Raw genomic sequence first — 17,061 nt, 5'->3', positions numbered from 1 at the left:
GTGCCAAGTGACATCCTGTCCCGTGTTTCAGCCGCGTGAAATCAGGATGAGGATCAGGAACATCACCGGCACCATCATCACGGCCGGGATATAAAGCCCTGGCAAGCCAAACAACAGAGCCGAGCAACCCCACATGCTGAAAATCGCGGCGGCGGTATAGCCCCAATCTTCGCCCTTCGCATGAGCGGCATCGCGGGCCATCCAGCCAAACAGGGGGATTGCAAATAACAGGCGCTGCCAGATTGGCAGGCGCCGAGGCATCTCGATCGCGCTCATGGGGTCTCCGATTCTGTTCGTCGCAAGGCGCATATAGGGACGATGCTGCACCTGCAGAATGTGCAGATCGTCGCAGTGTGACAGCCTACCGCAGGCGGGCCAAAAACGCTGTCAGATCATCGGTGTGGTGGTGTATGTGATCGGCTTCATGCGGCTCAGGGGCGACATGAACGGTACGCATTCCCATCGCGTGCGGAGCCGTCAGATTGCGCGGGTCATCCTCGAACATTGCGGCCTTGGCGGCATCAATGCCATCCTTGGAAAAAATCGCTTCGAACGCGGCTTTTTCGGGCTTTGGCCGGTATTCGGCGTGCTCGACCCCGTAGATCGCATCGAACAACCCACTCAGGCCCCGTGCCGCCAAAACCCGCTCAGCATAAGGCGCACTGCCGTTCGTGTAGACGATGCGACGGCCGGGCAAGGACCGGATGTGGTCGGCAAGTTCGGCGTCAGGGTCCATGTGGCTCATGTCCACCTGATGGACGGCGTGAAGATACGGGTCGGGGTCCAAATCGTGTTCGGCCATCAACCCGGCCAGCGTGGTGCCATATTGCCGCCAGTAGTGCGAGCGCAGCCGATCCGCCTCGGCCCGGTCGACACCGATGGCCTGCACCACGTAATCTGTCATCAGCACCTCGATCTGGTCGAACAGGCGCATATGAGGCGGGTACAGAGTGTTGTCGAGATCGAACACCCATTGGGTGACGTGAGCAAAGGAAGGTTTGACCATGGCTTTGGGTTTAGGGCGCGGGCGCAAGGTTTTCAATGCTGCACTTGATTGCGGGGGGCGGAGACGGATAGACATGTCCGAACGAGGAGACAAAACACCCCATGCCGCAATCCCGACAGCCCAACAAAGACGCCTACAGCCTTATTCTCGAAGCGATTGATGTGGGCGTTTACAAGCCCGGCGACCGATTGGTCGAAAGCGAGCTGGCGGAACGTTTTGGCGTATCCCGCACACCGATCCGCGAAGCCCTGCAACGGCTGGAGACGCAATCCCTGCTGGAACGCGATGGGCGTTCGCTGATCGTGGCTTCGTTGGACCACAATCAGATGGCCGAATTGTATGTTGTGCGGCGCGAGCTTGAAGGGTTGGCGGCAAAACTGGCCGCCAAGCATGCCACCGAAGAAGAGATCAAAGTGCTTCAGGACATGGTCGAAGCAGATGATGCTCTGGTGAACGACCCTTCGGCGCTGTCTCGGGCGAACCGCCGGTTTCATGAGCAGATCCACCTTGCCTCGCACAACCGGTATCTGGTGCAGCAGCTGGACCTTGTTCATCGGACCATGGCGTTGATGGCGACCACATCCCTGGCCGTTCAGGGGCGCGGTGAGATTGCGCAAAGCGAGCACAAAGGAATTGTCGAAGCAATTGCGGCACGGGATGAAGAGGCGGCCGAACGCGCGCTGAAGGACCATATCTCTGTCGCGTTCATGACTCGCCTGAAACAGGACGCGGTGCTGCGCGAGAACTGATTTCTAGAGCGGCTTAATCTCTTCACTGGCCTGCCCATGCTGGGTTTTGTCCCAGAAGAACGGGTTGCTGGCCAGTTCCCACAGCGCTTTGTAGGCGGCTAAAACACCAAGTGGAAAATACAGAGGCATGGTTGGAACCCAAGGCATGAGGAACCGTCTTTCGCGGGATGCGACGGCCAGCATTCCGACGATCAGATTCGTGATCTCGGCAGCCAGAAACAGGCCAATCAGCGCGTAGAAGGCCCAGTCTGGCAAAAGCGGATCGAACGGGCCCGGCAAGCCTAGTGTCGCCAACCAGAACAGCCAGAGAACCGGGGCCAGTAGAAACTGGCCAATCGTGCCCAGAAAAAACGCTTGGACTCCAAGAAAGCGCTTTAGCCCAAGGTCCCTGAGCAGACGCATCGGCGCGCGCATATGAACCAGATATGTCACCATGAATCCCTTAAGCCAGCGCGAGCGCTGTTTGACCCATGGCCAGGCGCGAAAGTTGGCCTCTTCAAACGTGGTGGTATCGACCATCTCGGTCCGGTAACCCGCGCGACTGAGGCGGACGCCCAGATCGGCGTCTTCGGTCACGTTGTGCGCATCCCAACCGCCTAGTTCCAGCAGTTTATCCCTGCGGAAAAAGAAAGTCGTGCCCCCAAGTGGCACGACCAGACCCAGACGCGCAATGCCCTGAAGGATGATCCGAAACCAGCTGTTGTATTCGATGGTAAAACACCGCGACCGCCAGTTGGTGCGGGGATTGTAGTAATCCAGGACACCTTGCAAACAGACAACATCCTCACCGACCCGAGCGAAATGCCCGACGACGCGTTCTATCTGATCGGGTTGCGGAGCGTCCTCGGCATCCCAAACGCCCAGAATATCGCCCCGGCAAAAATCCAGCGCGTAATTCATCGCGCGCGGCTTGGTGGTTAACCCGTTCAGTTCAGGGACTTCAACGGTCCTGATCCAACTGGGTAGATTGACCTGATCCAGCGTGGCGCGTGTGACATCATCCGAAGCTTCGAGAACCAGAATGACGTCAAGCAAGGCTTTGGGGTAAGTCAGACGTCGAAGCCGCTTTATCAGGGCACCGGCGATCTCTCTTTCTTTGTAAAGCGGCACCATAACCGAAACACGCGGCAGTCGCAGCGGTACCGGAACGGTTTCGGAGTTTGCACGAACCTGACTGGGTTGCGCTAAGAATGAAAATAATCCGGCCAGGCGCAAAATCATAAACAGGATCAAAGAAGCAACGGCGGCAGTCAGAAGGATGGTCAGACCGGCAACAGGGAAGGCCGTCAAAAAACAAACGAGTGCGACCAGCACCACGACAGGCCCCGCGCGAGCCGCTGGAGTCCATGATCGGCAACTTTGATCCTCGTCGACCCGGGTTTCCGCGGCCGCGGCCAGCGCGCCAGAGAAGGATTGGGCAATTGCCCGATCAATCTGGCTTGCCGACGCCAACACGGGTGCAATCGTGTGTTCGGTGTCCGACAGTGCGGCACGAACGGCAGCAAAGCGGTCCGGTCGCGAGGTTGCAACCAACAGAATCGGCCCGATGCGCTGCCATGGGATTACATTGTGTTCCAACCAGAATTCGACAGGTTTGATGGCACACAAATCCTGCGGCGGCACGGTGTTTTCGAGGTCTGCAATCTGCAGGCTGTTCTGTTCCGACAGCCCATCCATGATCTCCTGGCGACTGACCCAGCCTTCACCCACCAGGATCTCGCCCAGCGGGGCCTGTTGTCTGGATTGCAGATGCAGGGCTTTTTCAAGCTGCGCAGAAGTGATGCAACCACGCTCAATCAGGCAGGTGCCCAAGGGTTTTCGCGCCCGAACAGAAATCGGCGCGGCGCGCGCGAATTGCTGCAGGTTCAGTTCGACCATAAAAAAACCCTGACGCGGTGACCCGGCGTCAGGGTTGCTCAATCAAGGTTAACAGCGGGTTAACATTGAACGATGAAGCGATTAAGCCTGTGCTTTCTGGCCGGCCATCGCTTCGGCAAAGCGTTCGAACAGATAAAAACTGTCTTGCGGGCCGGGTGAGGCTTCGGGGTGGTGCTGCACCGAATAGACCGGGCGATCCGCCATCCGAATACCGCAGTTCGATCCGTCAAACAGCGAGCGGTGCGTTTCCACTACGCCCTCGGGCAGGGATTGTGCATCCACCGCAAATCCGTGGTTCATCGAGGTGATCTCGACTTTGCCGGTATCCAGATCCTTGACCGGGTGGTTCGCACCATGGTGGCCGTGGTTCATCTTGACGGTCTGACCGCCCAGAGCCAGCGCCAGCATCTGGTGACCCAGGCAAATACCAAAGACGGGCAGGTCAGTGGTGTCCAGAACCTCTTTGATCATAGGCACCGCGTATTCTCCGGTGGCCGCCGGGTCTCCGGGGCCATTCGACAGAAAGACGCCGTCGGGGTTGTGGGCCAGAACTTCGGCAGCGGTGGCCGTTGCGGGCAGCACTGTTACGTCGCAGCCAGCCGAAGCGAGACAGCGCAGGATGTTGCGCTTTGCGCCGAAATCGACGGCGACGACCTTGTGCACCGGGGCTTCCTGACGCTTGTAACCGTCCGGCCAGGCCCACCGCATCTCATCCCAGCGATAGCTTTGGGCGCAAGTAACGTCTTTGGCCAGGTCCATACCCTCCAGACCGGCAAAGCCACGCGCGGCCGCAACCAGAGCCTCGATGTCGAAATTACCTTCGGGGTCATGCGCCAGCGCCACATGGGGCGCACCTTGCTGACGGATGGCACGGGTCAGGCGACGGGTGTCGACGCCACCAATAGCGATCCGTCCGCGGCGTTCAAGCCACGTTTTCAGTTCTTCGGCCGAGCGCCAGTTCGACGGCTCGGTCGGGTCCCACTTGACTACCATTCCGGCAGCAACCGGATCGCCGGTCTCGTCATCCTCGGGGTTCACACCTACATTACCAATATGAGGGAATGTGAAGGTCACGATCTGTCCCGCGTAGGAGGGGTCAGTCATGATTTCCTGATAACCGGTCATTGCGGTGTTAAAGCACAGTTCTGCAACGGTCTGGCCGGTGGCGCCGAAGCCCATACCGTAGAACAATGTACCGTCGGCCAATGCCAGACATGCGGTGGGCTTGGACGGGGCGTTCTGGGCCATGGCGCGACTCTCCTGCAAGGTAAACCGGCGCATACCTAAGGGGGTTGAACGCTCGGGTCAAGTCTGTTCAATTTTTAGGCTATTGTTTTAAATCAATAGGTTAGCTGCATACGCCCCCGGTTGTATCGTGCTTTTTGTTTCGATATGGTCAGGGTTCCTTTGCCATGGGGATGGACAGAACATATGGATATGCGATCAAGGGTGAACACAGCCCTTAAGCAAGCAATGAAAGACAAGGACGCCGAGCGTCTGTCGACGCTGCGGCTGATCAATGCTGCGATCAAAGACCGTGATATTGCTTCGCGCGCGTCGAGCAACGAAGAAGTCAAGGGCTGCGGAGACGCTGAAGTTCTTGAAATTCTTGGTAAAATGACCAAGCAGCGCAAGGAAAGCGCACGTGCCTATGAAGAAGGCGGCCGACTGGATCTGGCCGAGCGCGAGCTGCGCGAGGTCGAGGTCATCGAGGAATTCCTGCCCAAGCAATTGGACGATGACGAGGTCTCAAAGGCCATTCAGACCGCAATCACCGCTACGGGTGCCGGGTCGATCCGCGATATGGGCAAGGTGATGGGTGAACTCAAAACCCGCTACACTGGCCAGATGGACTTCGGCAAGGTCGGTCCAATGGTCAAGGACCAGCTCTGCGCGTCAAACGGCAGCTGCTGAGCGGTAATCAATCGGGGAATGCTAAGGCTGCGCGACAGGTTCGCGCAGTTTTTTTGTGAGCTCATCATAAAGCGCAATCCGTTCCTCTTCCGACAGAAACGCGCCAATTTCCACTTCGCGCCCCTCTCCGATTAGCGTGACATAGTTGGGAACCGGGCCTCCGTGCACATGCATTTCGGGGCGCGCCCAATAGCGATTGCAGCTCCACTCCTGCTGACCCCGACGCGGATGGTGGTGCACCAACCGGGCCTGCGTGCCGTTCAGCGTCAGAATCTCGAACACGCTGCGTGTTTTGTAATTGGATTGGATCGCCAGCCATAGCCCCAAGACTGTCAGTAGCAAAAAGGGCAGCAAACCCCACAGCAGAACCGAGCCAAGCACCGCCAGCAGGGGAATTAGGCCAAACAGAAATACGGAAAACACCACCCACATCGCCAAGCGTGGCGGCAGGGAGTTATGTGGCCACAGCCGCAACTCCTGCTCGGAACTAGAGGTTTGTTTCCATCGGTAAGGCATGGTTCGAAAATAGCGCAACGCCGTCGAGTTTCGAATGGGAAAGATCAGGTAACGTGGCCGACCTTGGCCCAGGACAAGGCGTCGTCAAGGCGGTCATCGCCCCAGAAAACCTCTCCGCGCACGACCAGGCTGGGGGCGCCAAATACGCCCAGCTTCGTGGCCTGATCGGTTTCAGTCTCCAGCGCTGCGACTGTGTCGGGGCTGCGGGCACGGGCGAGGGTCAGACGCGGGTCCTGCTGGCAGCGGTGCAGGGCTTCGGATATGGCCGTTTCGCTTCCGGCTTCGATCCCGTCTTCGAACCAGATGCGATACAGGTTCTGGGTGAAGGCTTTGCCCCAACCGTCCGACATCCCCAGCAAGGCAACCTGATTTGCCAGAGCGAGGTCCGAGATCGGGTAGGGCGCAGGAAGCTTAGCATGCAGGTGATATTTGGCGGAGCGCCGTTCAATGTCGCGCCACATATATGCGGATTTGACCGGTTTGCCGGCGAAGGGAATATTCTTCTGTTCGGACATCACGGTGCGCACGTTGAACGGCCGCCAGTTAACCGCTGCATCATGTTCATCGCACCAGTCATCCAGGCGCATGATCGTCAGGTAGCTATATGTGCTGCCGATGGAATACCAAAAATCTATTTCGGGCATCTGTTTACTCCGATCCCAGAGTTTCAGGATGTATGATACCCTAAAACGGTCAGGTTTTCGAACTCGCCGTGAAATCGGGCGGCAGGTCCGCCCAAAACCGGTGCCTTAAAACAGAGCTTTTTCGATGGGTTGCGCAGGCTGAGGTGCTACGCCGCATTCGGTCATCTGGCGCAGATCGATTTCGATTGTCCGGCACAAGGCCGAGATTGGCACATCGGTGACATCTCCTTCGAAAGGGTCCTCCATTGAGGCACTGACGCGTTCGGTGACGAAGAAAATCCAGCATACCAGTGCGCCAAACGGGGCAAAGGTGAGCCAGTCGACCATCACTGCTTTCATCATCGAAACGTTATCCCCGGTAATGACCGAACGCTCGTCGTTGAAAGCCAGCGGCAGCATAAAGATGAAGATCCAGCTGAACATGCGGCCGACTTCGGCCACCTGACGGGGAAAAGGGGTGTTCTTGAGACGCTCACACTGACCCTGGGCCGCGGTGAGCCGGCCCAAGCGATCCATCAGCGCCACGTGCCAGTAGGGCGAAATCTTACCGTCTTGCGCCATTTCCGAAAGCCGTCGGGCCTGCAAGTTCAAAAGGAAGGCCGCGCGATTGTTTTTTCCTTCAAGGCGCGGCAAATCCATGTCCAGTTGGCTTTTCTTCCAGTTCTCGGGTTTCTGGTGCAGCTCTTCCCGGTCGGACAAAGGCGAATGGCCGAACATCCACGGCCGGCGTGTGCGTCCACTGGGGGAAGGTTGGCGCAGTTGATAGGCCAGCATGTTCAACCACGCGATATGCCGTTCAACCAACTCGCACCGCAGTTCGGGTTCGATCTGGGCGCCGTCCGGTTGGACGAGCGTGCCGATTGTATTCCCCCAATCGCGGCTTGAATTCGCTATTTCGCCCCATACGCGCCTTGCTTCTGTCCAGCGCCCATAGGCGGATGTGTTCTTGAACCCCAGGAAGAACGCGACGGCCAGCCCCAGCATGGCGACCGGCGGGCTGGGGTTCGAAATCAGGTCAATTGGGGTGAGCTCATCGACCACCAAAACAAGAAAAATCCAAGCCAGCACAATACAGATAAAGCCAGCGGATCCCTTGATCAGCTTTCGAATGGAAATGCCGTCATGAAGTAACATGGTTAAGTATCGTCTGCCTGCGCGTCGCTAATTCCTGTTTTTGAATACTATTCGGACGATCTTGCGTGTGTCTACGTGCGCGTCCAAACAGCCGACGAAGTGCAGGCAAGAAAAAAGCCCCGCACAGGGCGGGGCTTTGATCGATTTCTATGATGCCGGGATCAGTGCGCGTGGCCCTTGTCCCAGTCTTCCTGCTTGGGCAGCTGCTCGAAAGTGTGCTCGGGCGGCGGTGTGGGCAGGGTCCATTCCAGCGTATCCGCGTATTCATTCCACGGGTTCGGACGCGTCTCTTTCGCACCGCGCAGCAGGGCGTAGATCACGATACCGAAGAACAGCAGGAACGAGGCGAACGAGATGAACGCGCCGATCGACGATACAAAGTTCCACTGGGCGAATGCCTCGGGGTAGTCGATGTAGCGGCGCGGCATGCCCTGACGACCCAGGAAGTGCTGCGGGAAGAAGGTCAGGTTGGCGCCGATGAAGAACAGCCAGAAATGAATCTTGCCCCAGAACTCGGAATACTGACGGCCCGTCATCTTGCTGAAATAGAAGTATACACCGGCAAAGATTGCGAAAACGGCACCAAGCGACATCACGTAGTGGAAGTGCGCAACCACGTAGTAGGTGTCATGATAGGCGCGGTCCACACCCGCCTGCGACAGCACAACACCGGTCACACCGCCAACGGTGAAAAGGAACAGGAAGCCGAAGGCAAACAGCATTGGGGTTTTGAACTCGATCGAGCCGCCCCACATGGTCGCAATCCACGAGAAGACCTTAACGCCTGTCGGCACCGCGATGACCATCGTGGCCAGCATGAAGTAGGCCTGCTGACGCAGCGACATGCCAACGGTGTACATGTGGTGCGCCCACACGACAAAGCCCAGAACACCAATCGCGATGATCGCCCAGACCATCGGCAGGTAACCGAAGATCGGCTTGCGCGCGAAGGTTGCGATCACGTGGCTGATGATGCCGAAGCCGGGCAGGATCACGATGTACACTTCCGGGTGGCCAAAGAACCACAGAATGTGCTGATACAGGATCGGGTCGCCACCACCGGCAGGATCAAAGAACGTGAAGCCGAAGTTGCGGTCCATCAGCAACATGGTGATCGCGCCCGCCAGAACCGGCAGCGACAGCAGAATCAGCCACGAGGTGACGAAGATCGACCAGCTGAACAGCGGCACCTTGAACAGGGTCATGCCCGGGGCACGCATGTTCAGGAAGGTGGTAATCATGTTGATCGCGCCGAGGATCGAGGAGGCGCCCGATACGTGCACGGCGAAGATCGCAAGGTCCATCGACATGCCGCCTTCGGTCGTCGACAGCGGCGGGTAGAGAACCCAACCAACGCCCGAACCAAGCTGGTCGTTGCCGCCGGGGCTCAGCAGCGAAGCCACACCGAGCGAGGTACCAGCAACGTACAGCCAGAAGGACAGGTTGTTCATCCGCGGGAACGCCATATCCGGCGCGCCGATCTGCAACGGCATGAAATAGTTGCCAAATCCGCCGAACAGGGCCGGAATGACAACAAAGAACATCATCAGAACACCGTGATAGGTGATCATGACGTTCCACAGGTGTCCGTTGGGGGTACATGGGTCGGCCATGAAGCCTTCCAGGCACATGTACTGAACACCGGGGTGCATCAGTTCGAGCCGCATGTAGACGGTCATCAGAACCGAGATCAGACCGGCAAGTGCCGAAACGATCAGGTACAGAATCCCGATGTCCTTGTGGTTGGTCGACATGAACCAGCGGGTAAAGAAACCGCGATTGTCTTCATGCTCGTGACCATGAATGGCTGCGTCTGCCATTTAGGTGCCTCCTGTTGCAACTGCACCGCGCAGCCGGACCTCTCCAACGCGCGGGATTCCTGCTGGTTTTAGATTGCGGGGGGGCGACCTTCAATGGTCGAGTTTGATCTGGATCAAGATTAATTGTCGCGGGCAAGAGGCTGACCCGCGCTTTATCGACCAAATTCAGCACTCATCTGGGTATCAGCGCCGGGATTTCAAGGGCTATTCGCTTGGCGTGCTATCAGCGCTTGACCCAAGTCGAGGGGCACCGCAGAACTGGTGCCAACGTCCCAATCGGAGAATTGTTATGGCCGCCTATGATCCTGAAAACATCTTTGCCAAGATTTTGCGTGGCGAGATTCCGTCGACCCGTGTTTACGAAGATGATGAAACCCTGGCCTTCATGGATATCATGCCACGCGCGGACGGGCATCTGCTGGTGATCCCTAAAACGCCGTGCCGCAACATTCTGGACGCAACGCCCGAGCAACTTGCAGCGGTAATGGCGACGGTTCAGAAAATGGCAAAGGCTGTGGTCAAGGCCTTCGATGCGGATGGCCTCACGATCCAGCAATTCAACGAAGCCGCCGGAGGGCAGGAGGTTTTCCATCTGCATTTCCACGTCCTGCCACGCCATGACGGCGTCGCGGTGCGTGCGCCCGGAACGATGGGCGACTTTGATCTGATCGCAGAACACGGTGAAAGGGTCAAAGCCGCGCTGAGCTGAGCGACCCGGTTTACTTTGTGTTCGAGTGCGCACCCATGCATTCGCTATGATCACCAAAGGCGTGAAGCACGGCGCAGACGTGGTCGTGCTTTCCGTCGCAGGCCGCTGAAATTCGGGTCAGTTCAGCCTCGAGATTTTGCAGGCGGGCAATACGGTCCCTGAGGTCGGCCAGTTGCTTCTCGGCAATTTCATGCGCCCGATTGAGGTCGCTGCCGGATGCGCCTTCCAGGGACAGCAAGCCCACGACGTCGGCCAGCGGCAATCCCAAGTCACGGCAATGGCGAATAAAGAGCAGCCGTTTCAACGCTGTCTCGTCATACCGGCGCTGATTGCCCGCTGTTCGCTCTGGCTTAGGCAACAGGCCTTTGTCTTCATAAAACCGGATCGTCGGAACTTTTACCCCGGTCCGGCGCGACAGACTTCCAATCGAATACATCTTTTTTGCCTTGGGCTCTTGAACCTCTAGTAACTAGAGGAATTACATGCGGTGTGGAGTCATAACAAGGGACACACAATAAGATGCCGCATGATCATTCTCACAAGGGGCACACCCACACGCACACTCACATTGATCCCGAAGCGGGTGATGCACGTGTGGTCTGGGCGATTGCCGTCAACATGTTCCTGACACTGGCGCAGGTTGTCGGGGGTATCTTCTCGGGGTCGCTGGCGCTGATCGCGGATGCCCTGCACAATTTCTCGGATGCCATTGCGCTGGTCATCGCCTTTTTTGCCCGCAAGATTGCCCGGCGTCCGGCAGATCCCCGAATGAGCTTTGGCTATGGCCGTGCCGAGGTCGTCGCCGCGCTGGTCAATTACACAACATTGATCGTTCTGTCGGTGTACCTGTTCTACGAAGGCGTCATGCGGTTTTTCGAACCAGAGCCCATTAACGGCTGGATCGTCATCTGGATAGCAGCCCTGGCCCTGATCGTGGACCTTATCACTGCTGCGCTGACCTATACGATGGCCAAGGAAAGCATGAACATCCGGGCGGCCTTCCTGCATAATGTGGCGGATGCCCTGGGATCCATCGCTGTCATCGTAGCTGGCAGCGCGGTGATCCTGTTCAACTGGACATGGGTGGACCCGACGGTCACGATCATGATTTCTGTCTACATCCTGTGGCATGTCAAAAGCGAGATTGGCGAAACGATCCGAGTTCTGATGCTGGCCGCGCCGCCCGGACTCGACCCCGAAGAGGTCGCTTCGACCATAGAGAGCATGCCAGGCGTCGCCGATGTCCATCATGTCCACCTTTGGAGCATGCAGGAGCGCGAATTCGCCCTGACGGCCCATCTGGTCATTGCAGCCCCGGCCTGGTCAGAGGCAGAAGGGGTCAGGTCCGGTGTCAGGCAAGCGCTGAGTGATCAGTTCGGAATAAGGCACGCGACGCTGGAGATTGAACAGGAGGATCGTGCCTGCGTCGGGTCATCTCGTTTTGGGCATGGGGAAGGCTAAGCGCGGTGTGGGACGAGAATTGCCGCTCCGATTTGGGGTCGGAACGGCAGACTCGTTACCAAATACTTTTCCGATTACATGGGATGACCCAAGATCACCGGTTAACACACCACTCACTCTAAGAACGGTGAATCCATACTACCCTCAAACGCGCGGGATGTATCTATTTGAGTGAGATTTTCGTTAATTTCGACCAAATGAGCGGTAGCCATTTGGAAATTTTGGCTCGCTATGGAAACAGAAGGTGCGGCTTTCGTGGGATTGTCAACGTTTCATGCGGCTCGGACGATTCGCCAGCACCCTTTTAAGCACCAACCGGGTCAAAAATCTCCGCGAAAGTTTTCTGCAATGCCGTATCCACGTCGGCCAAAGTGACCGGAAGCCCCAGATCGACAAGCGAAGTCACTCCGTGCTCGGTGATGCCGCAGGGCACAATGCCCGAGAAGTGATCCAGATCCGGTTCAACGTTGATCGAGATACCGTGGAAGCTGACCCACTTGCGCAGGCGCAGCCCGATGGCGGCCACTTTGTCTTCGGCAGGCTGGCCGGATGCGGTCAAAGGTTTGTCGTTACGCCGCACCCAAACCCCGACGCGACCGTCCCGGATTTCACCATGCACGTTGAACTCGGCAAGTGATGCGATGACCCATTCTTCCAGTTGCTTGACGAAACGGCGGACGTCTTTGCCGCGTTTGTTCAGATCAAGCATGACATAGGCAACACGTTGGCCGGGGCCGTGATAGGTATACTCGCCGCCGCGTTTGGCCTCATATACTGGAAAGCGATCTGGATCGGTCAGGTCCTCGATCCGAGCCGATGTACCAGCAGTGTATAGCGGCGGGTGCTCCAGCAGCCAGACGCATTCGTCTGCTTCGCCAGCGGCAATAGCGGCAACGCGCGCCTCCATGAAGGCCACGGCGTCGTTGTAGTTGGTCAGCCCGTCAGTGATCTTCCATTCCATGGCGGTTCCTTATCGCTGGGGCCGAGCAAAGAAAAGAGGTCACGCGGCCTCGGCCAGACATCGCTGCAGAACTTTCGTGTACGTCTCGGTCCCCTGAGCCCCTGTCACCAGGTACTTGCCACCGAACACCATTGACGGAACACCGGAAACACCGTTGTTCGTCCAGAATTGCTGTTTCTCCCGAACCGGCGCGACGTGATTGCCTGATTCAAGGGCCTCGCGCGCGGCATCCCGGTCCAGCCCTGCGTCCTGGGCGGCATCCAGCAGGACTTCGATCCTGGAGACGTCCTTTTGGTCCGTGAAGTAAGCCGCGAAAAGAGCCATCTTCAGAGGATGTTGGCGGACCTGAGTCTCGGCCCAATCCAGTAGTTGATGTGCGGCAAAGGTATTCACCATTCGACTGTCATCATTGAAGTTAAAGGTAAAACCCAGTTCGGACCCCAGCTGGGTCAGGCGGTCACGCGCCTGCTGGCTTTGTTCTGGTGTCGAGCCATACTTCTCCACGATGTGTTCTCGCAGGTTCTGACCTTCGGCGGGCATGTTCGGGTTCAACTCGAACGGATGCCACCTGAGCTGAGCCAGTACGTTTTGTTCCCGCAAAGCCTGGTCAAGTTGGCGAAAGCCAACGATACACCACGGGCAGACAACGTCCGACACGATATCAATCTGGACAATTGGGCGGGATTCTTGCGCGGTCATAGACGGGCTCCGAGGAAAGGGGCGATTAGCGATGTACATGCTACAGATATGGGCAGCAAAGAGGAATTCAAACCAGCGTGTTTTTTGCCTCTTCACATCCTGTTCGCCACCGTCTATACGCGCCTCTACCAAGTCACTGGCAGTGCGGTCGTGGCGGAATTGGTAGACGCGCAGCGTTGAGGTCGCTGTGGGGTAACTCCCGTGGAAGTTCGAGTCTTCTCGACCGCACCAAATTACTTACAAAATATATTAAAAAACAAGCGCTTGTGTGATTATTCATGCAATCGGACCACCCCTTAGGCCACCTTTCTGCTTCCGCTCGATTGCGGCATGAGTGCGCACTGGATTTGCTGCTGGCAAGATGTGTATCTTCCAATCGTCAACTGCACCTGTAGGTAAATTCTTAGTACCAATTGACTTCTTCCGTTATCGATATGTCGCACTTCCAACATTGTACTTGAATGGGATAGCGGCGTTTGGCATCCATCGGTTGAAAGCTAAAAAGACAAATCAACATTAAGGGGCGTCGTAGTGGCGAATATCGATACTGGAGCAACCAATGTTGGAACAATGCTGCGTGACGGGAAGCGCTACTCTGTTCCAGAGTTCCAAAGAGATTTTAGTTGGGAAAGCGAACAGGTAGACCAGCTTTGGGACGACTTTCAGGCCGCTATCTTGAACCAAAATGATGATTACTTCCTTGGTTCCTTTGTGATAAACGACCAAAACCCTTCGAATTACATGATCATCGATGGGCAACAGCGATTGACAACAATATCAATCCTAATTTGCGTGCTTCGCGACCATGCCGCGCGGCTGGGTGAGGATGACACAGCAAAACAGATCAGCACAGATTTTCTCGGCAAGTTCAATTACCAGTCAAAAGATACTGCGCCCAAACTGACCTTGAACACGAACAACCGAAAATTCTACGATGAGTATATAGTAAACCCTGTCGGTATAGAGCAAATTCGACGGGCATCCAATCAACGCAGTTTGTTGAAGACGAACCGTCTCTTGGCTTCTTGTTACTGCAACCTTTATGACAAAGTCCAAGAACAGTTGGATGGCCATATGTCTCTTGGAGAATTGGTCACTTCGATAACAGAAGCGATGGATGACACTTTTCAAGTCATTCGTATTGCCGTCAAAGAAGACCGTGACGCGTATTTGCTGTTCGAAACACTGAACGACCGGGGATTGGCCCTTTCAGTTGCAGACCTGCTTAAAAACTACATTTTCTCGAAGTCAGGAAACAGGCTCGAACAAACGAAAGCAAACTGGCGTGAGATGGTATTGCATCTAGGCTCGATCGAACTGAAGCGGTTTCTGCGCCACTACTGGCTATCGGAGTATGAGGTTGTACGAGAGAAATATCCTTCGGGGGTAGAAGCAGCTGGGCTGAAGTAATCAACGGCTACGAACATACAGCCCAGATTTTTTCTCCACCCCTTGTGACATAGATCAACGTTTTTGGCTGGCAATAGTGGATAATTTTGATGTTAACAGGCGCGGACAACGTCTAGTGGGGCAGATAAAAATCCATATTTTACGGGGCTTTGGGCAGAAGTGGTTTTCGGATGGTTAAGATTGATTAAAACGGTGGCGCTGCAACCAGTTGCAACGCCTAGTGCAAAGCTCAAGCCAAGTTGAAACCAGTTTCTGTAGAATTGCCTAATGCGTATGTCGGAGCCGTCGTTTTTGGTTTGATTGTGCCACCTTCAAACACGAGTTTTGTATCCTTGAAGCCGGTTGGCAGATCTTTAGGGTGCATCCAAACGTTTCGGAGCTAGTCCGATTCATCAAGTGAAAACAATAACGAACAGGAATTGAGGATGTCGTCAGCTCGAACTCGATTGGTGCTTTATGCTTTGCTCTCCGCGATGGAGAAAGATCTACGCAAGGCGATCTCCGACTATGTTCTTCCATTTGTCGAGTTGAATGAAGCATTTGGGGAAGAGGTCGTTTCTGGTCTTGTGGACCGTTGTCGGCGCGACAGCGGAGACCTATCCGAACCGCAGTCACTTCTAGACTACACTAACCTGTCCGACACACTACACGTTTTGTCAAAGAACTCCGCATTCCTTGGGGAAAAAGGACGAAAACACTATAGATCAATCTCTTCTAGGCTTAACAACCTAGTTCCGGTTCGAAATCGAGTGATGCATACTCGGCCTCTGCAGTTTGACGACTATGTACTGACATTTGAAACATGCCGACTTGCGGTGAAGAGCCACCCTGTTCTATGGCGCGAGCTTTCAGAAACTATCCACAAGGTCGAAGACGATCCCGCCTATCTTTTGAGCCTGACAATTTCTTCGCCAGAAGGTGACCCAGAAACTGTTTTGCACAATTTGCCTACACCAGATTTCGATGACACCGGTTTTATTGGTCGTGAAGAAGAACTTGCCACGATCTCCAAGGCGATCAAGGGCCCCTAGGGGCACATGAAACTCTTTGCATGTTTTCATCTTGTCCGCAGGGATGACCCATGTATCGCCGTGCAGTTCATCCAAATGAAAGAAACGCAGCGGCTTGGAACGAACCGCCGTCAGGATCAGTAACCGGAATGCCAGATGCGTAACTGAACCATCATCTAGGCTCTCATAAAAAGCGGGAACTTCGACCCACGTCATAGCCGGGATGTGCTTGCGAACCTGACGAGATTTGCCCAGCAGGGCTTTCGCCTTCATCGTTGCTTGAAGGTCCACATCCAGTCCCATCGCTGCACCATGCCGGAAGACGATGCCCAGACGGTCCATGGCTTTCTTTGCGGTCTCGCCTTTGGAATGCCAGATAGGAGCGAGTGTGTTTTTGATGTCCTGTTGGTCAATCTCTTCGATTGGCACGTTTCCAAGTTTGGGAAGGACATGCAGTTGCAGTGGCGAAAACCAGCGTCCAGCCTTGCCATCGTCCTTTAGTTCGGCCTGACGTGCTGCGAAGGCTTCCTCTGCCACTACCGTCAATGTGTGATCAGCTTTGGCGGCTTCGCGGCGTACACGTTCCCGTTCTTTGATCGGGTCTTTTCCCTGACGGGCGACGGCTCGCCATTTCTCTGCCTCTTCGCGCGCTTCTTTTAGAGAGACGGCAGACAAAGCCCCCAAACCCATCTCTCTACGACGCCCGTGAACATGAACCCGAAGGAACCACTTGCCGCCGTCACCATCTTTTTTGTGCAACCAGAGGCCCCCGCCGTCCGAGTATTTGCCGGGTTGGGCATTCTTTACCTGCAATGATGATAGCTTGTTGAGTGCTGGCATTGGTCCACCCTCTGGTCCACCTTGTTCTTTGAGGCACAGTGAACCACTCTGACGTGAATGGAAACCATATTTTTATTTTTTGGCAGGGGTTTAGCGGTATTCTTGAAGCTATCTGAAGCGTTCGGAAACGGGCGTGTTCAAGTCTTCAATGCATCTCGACCGCACCATCATCCAACGAAATCTGATGACTTATCAGTGCATCTGTTGTGTACAGTTGCACCAGTTCGCGTTGGAATGCTCGCTCGGCAATTTCCTGTCTCGCCCGCGCGGATCGGGATGTGTATGTGTGGGGCAAGACAGTTTCGGGAAG

General features: G+C 55.9%; 17 protein-coding genes and 1 tRNA gene. 6 read left to right on the top strand and 12 right to left on the bottom strand.

What is annotated here, in order from left to right; translation table 11 throughout:
- Positions 1-27: 27 nt before the first annotated feature.
- Complete coding sequence (locus MHN28_RS08315) at positions 28-276, bottom strand: hypothetical protein (RefSeq protein ID WP_239337897.1); 249 nt, start codon at positions 274-276, stop codon at positions 28-30.
- A gap of 85 nt (positions 277-361) precedes the next feature.
- Positions 362-1,006, bottom strand: a complete 645-nt coding sequence (locus tag MHN28_RS08310) for a pyrimidine 5'-nucleotidase (protein WP_239338183.1) — start codon at positions 1,004-1,006, stop codon at positions 362-364.
- Between the two features lie 101 nt (positions 1,007-1,107).
- Here MHN28_RS08310 and MHN28_RS08305 point away from each other — a divergent pair, with 101 nt between their 5' ends.
- On the top strand, positions 1,108-1,755 hold the full coding sequence (locus MHN28_RS08305; protein WP_239337894.1) for a GntR family transcriptional regulator: 648 nt from the start codon (positions 1,108-1,110) through the stop codon (positions 1,753-1,755).
- A 3-nt stretch (positions 1,756-1,758) separates the two neighbouring features.
- Here MHN28_RS08305 and MHN28_RS08300 read toward each other — a convergent pair whose 3' ends face one another.
- Positions 1,759-3,633 carry a glycosyltransferase gene (locus MHN28_RS08300; RefSeq protein WP_239337893.1) on the bottom strand — a complete coding sequence of 625 codons (1,875 nt, stop codon included), beginning with the start codon at positions 3,631-3,633 and terminating at the stop codon, positions 1,759-1,761.
- Between the two features lie 81 nt (positions 3,634-3,714).
- On the bottom strand, positions 3,715-4,881 hold the full coding sequence (gene carA, locus MHN28_RS08295; protein ID WP_239337892.1) for a glutamine-hydrolyzing carbamoyl-phosphate synthase small subunit: 1,167 nt from the start codon (positions 4,879-4,881) through the stop codon (positions 3,715-3,717).
- 183 nt (positions 4,882-5,064) lie between these two features.
- Between carA and MHN28_RS08290 the strand changes: the two genes are divergently transcribed.
- A complete protein-coding gene (locus MHN28_RS08290; RefSeq protein WP_239337891.1) occupies positions 5,065-5,547 on the top strand; it encodes a GatB/YqeY domain-containing protein in 483 nt (160 codons plus the stop codon).
- Between the two features lie 21 nt (positions 5,548-5,568).
- Here the strand turns inward: MHN28_RS08290 and MHN28_RS08285 are convergent, their stop codons facing one another.
- The 4 genes from MHN28_RS08285 to ctaD form a co-directional block, all read right to left on the bottom strand.
- Positions 5,569-6,063, bottom strand: coding sequence for a DUF2244 domain-containing protein (locus MHN28_RS08285; RefSeq protein ID WP_239338179.1), 495 nt, complete (start codon positions 6,061-6,063; stop codon positions 5,569-5,571).
- 44 nt (positions 6,064-6,107) lie between these two features.
- Positions 6,108-6,707, bottom strand: coding sequence for a 2-hydroxychromene-2-carboxylate isomerase (locus MHN28_RS08280; protein WP_239337890.1), 600 nt, complete (start codon positions 6,705-6,707; stop codon positions 6,108-6,110).
- 105 nt (positions 6,708-6,812) lie between these two features.
- A complete protein-coding gene (locus tag MHN28_RS08275) occupies positions 6,813-7,841 on the bottom strand; it encodes a bestrophin family protein (RefSeq protein WP_239337889.1) in 1,029 nt (342 codons plus the stop codon).
- 161 nt (positions 7,842-8,002) lie between these two features.
- On the bottom strand, positions 8,003-9,661 hold the full coding sequence (ctaD, locus tag MHN28_RS08270) for a cytochrome c oxidase subunit I (RefSeq protein WP_239337887.1): 1,659 nt from the start codon (positions 9,659-9,661) through the stop codon (positions 8,003-8,005).
- A 289-nt stretch (positions 9,662-9,950) separates the two neighbouring features.
- Between ctaD and MHN28_RS08265 the strand changes: the two genes are divergently transcribed.
- Positions 9,951-10,370: an HIT family protein gene (locus MHN28_RS08265; RefSeq protein WP_239337885.1), complete on the top strand. Its 420-nt coding sequence runs from the start codon at positions 9,951-9,953 to the stop codon at positions 10,368-10,370.
- Between the two features lie 10 nt (positions 10,371-10,380).
- Here MHN28_RS08265 and MHN28_RS08260 read toward each other — a convergent pair whose 3' ends face one another.
- On the bottom strand, positions 10,381-10,806 hold the full coding sequence (locus MHN28_RS08260) for a helix-turn-helix domain-containing protein (protein ID WP_239337882.1): 426 nt from the start codon (positions 10,804-10,806) through the stop codon (positions 10,381-10,383).
- 83 nt (positions 10,807-10,889) lie between these two features.
- Here MHN28_RS08260 and MHN28_RS08255 point away from each other — a divergent pair, with 83 nt between their 5' ends.
- Positions 10,890-11,831, top strand: coding sequence for a cation diffusion facilitator family transporter (locus tag MHN28_RS08255; protein ID WP_239337880.1), 942 nt, complete (start codon positions 10,890-10,892; stop codon positions 11,829-11,831).
- A gap of 304 nt (positions 11,832-12,135) precedes the next feature.
- Here MHN28_RS08255 and lipB read toward each other — a convergent pair whose 3' ends face one another.
- Positions 12,136-12,792 carry a lipoyl(octanoyl) transferase LipB gene (gene lipB / locus MHN28_RS08250; protein ID WP_239337878.1) on the bottom strand — a complete coding sequence of 219 codons (657 nt, stop codon included), beginning with the start codon at positions 12,790-12,792 and terminating at the stop codon, positions 12,136-12,138.
- A 39-nt stretch (positions 12,793-12,831) separates the two neighbouring features.
- Positions 12,832-13,491: a DsbA family oxidoreductase gene (locus MHN28_RS08245; RefSeq protein ID WP_239337876.1), complete on the bottom strand. Its 660-nt coding sequence runs from the start codon at positions 13,489-13,491 to the stop codon at positions 12,832-12,834.
- A 144-nt stretch (positions 13,492-13,635) separates the two neighbouring features.
- Between MHN28_RS08245 and MHN28_RS08240 the strand changes: the two genes are divergently transcribed.
- Both MHN28_RS08240 and MHN28_RS08235 read left to right on the top strand, forming a co-directional pair.
- Positions 13,636-13,722: transfer RNA gene (locus MHN28_RS08240), tRNA-Leu, on the top strand.
- 300 nt (positions 13,723-14,022) lie between these two features.
- Positions 14,023-14,901 carry a DUF262 domain-containing protein gene (locus MHN28_RS08235; RefSeq protein ID WP_239337874.1) on the top strand — a complete coding sequence of 293 codons (879 nt, stop codon included), beginning with the start codon at positions 14,023-14,025 and terminating at the stop codon, positions 14,899-14,901.
- Between the two features lie 848 nt (positions 14,902-15,749).
- On the opposite strand, the gene MHN28_RS08230 is transcribed toward MHN28_RS08235, so the two are convergent.
- Positions 15,750-16,751, bottom strand: coding sequence for an integrase arm-type DNA-binding domain-containing protein (locus MHN28_RS08230; protein ID WP_239337872.1), 1,002 nt, complete (start codon positions 16,749-16,751; stop codon positions 15,750-15,752).
- Between the last annotated feature and the right edge of the window lie 310 nt (positions 16,752-17,061).

The organism is Ruegeria sp. Ofav3-42 (assembly GCF_022347725.1).
Taxonomy (GTDB): domain Bacteria; phylum Pseudomonadota; class Alphaproteobacteria; order Rhodobacterales; family Rhodobacteraceae; genus Ruegeria.
Note: the sequence above shows the minus strand (reverse complement) of the source record. Positions and strands in the feature narration are given on the sequence as shown.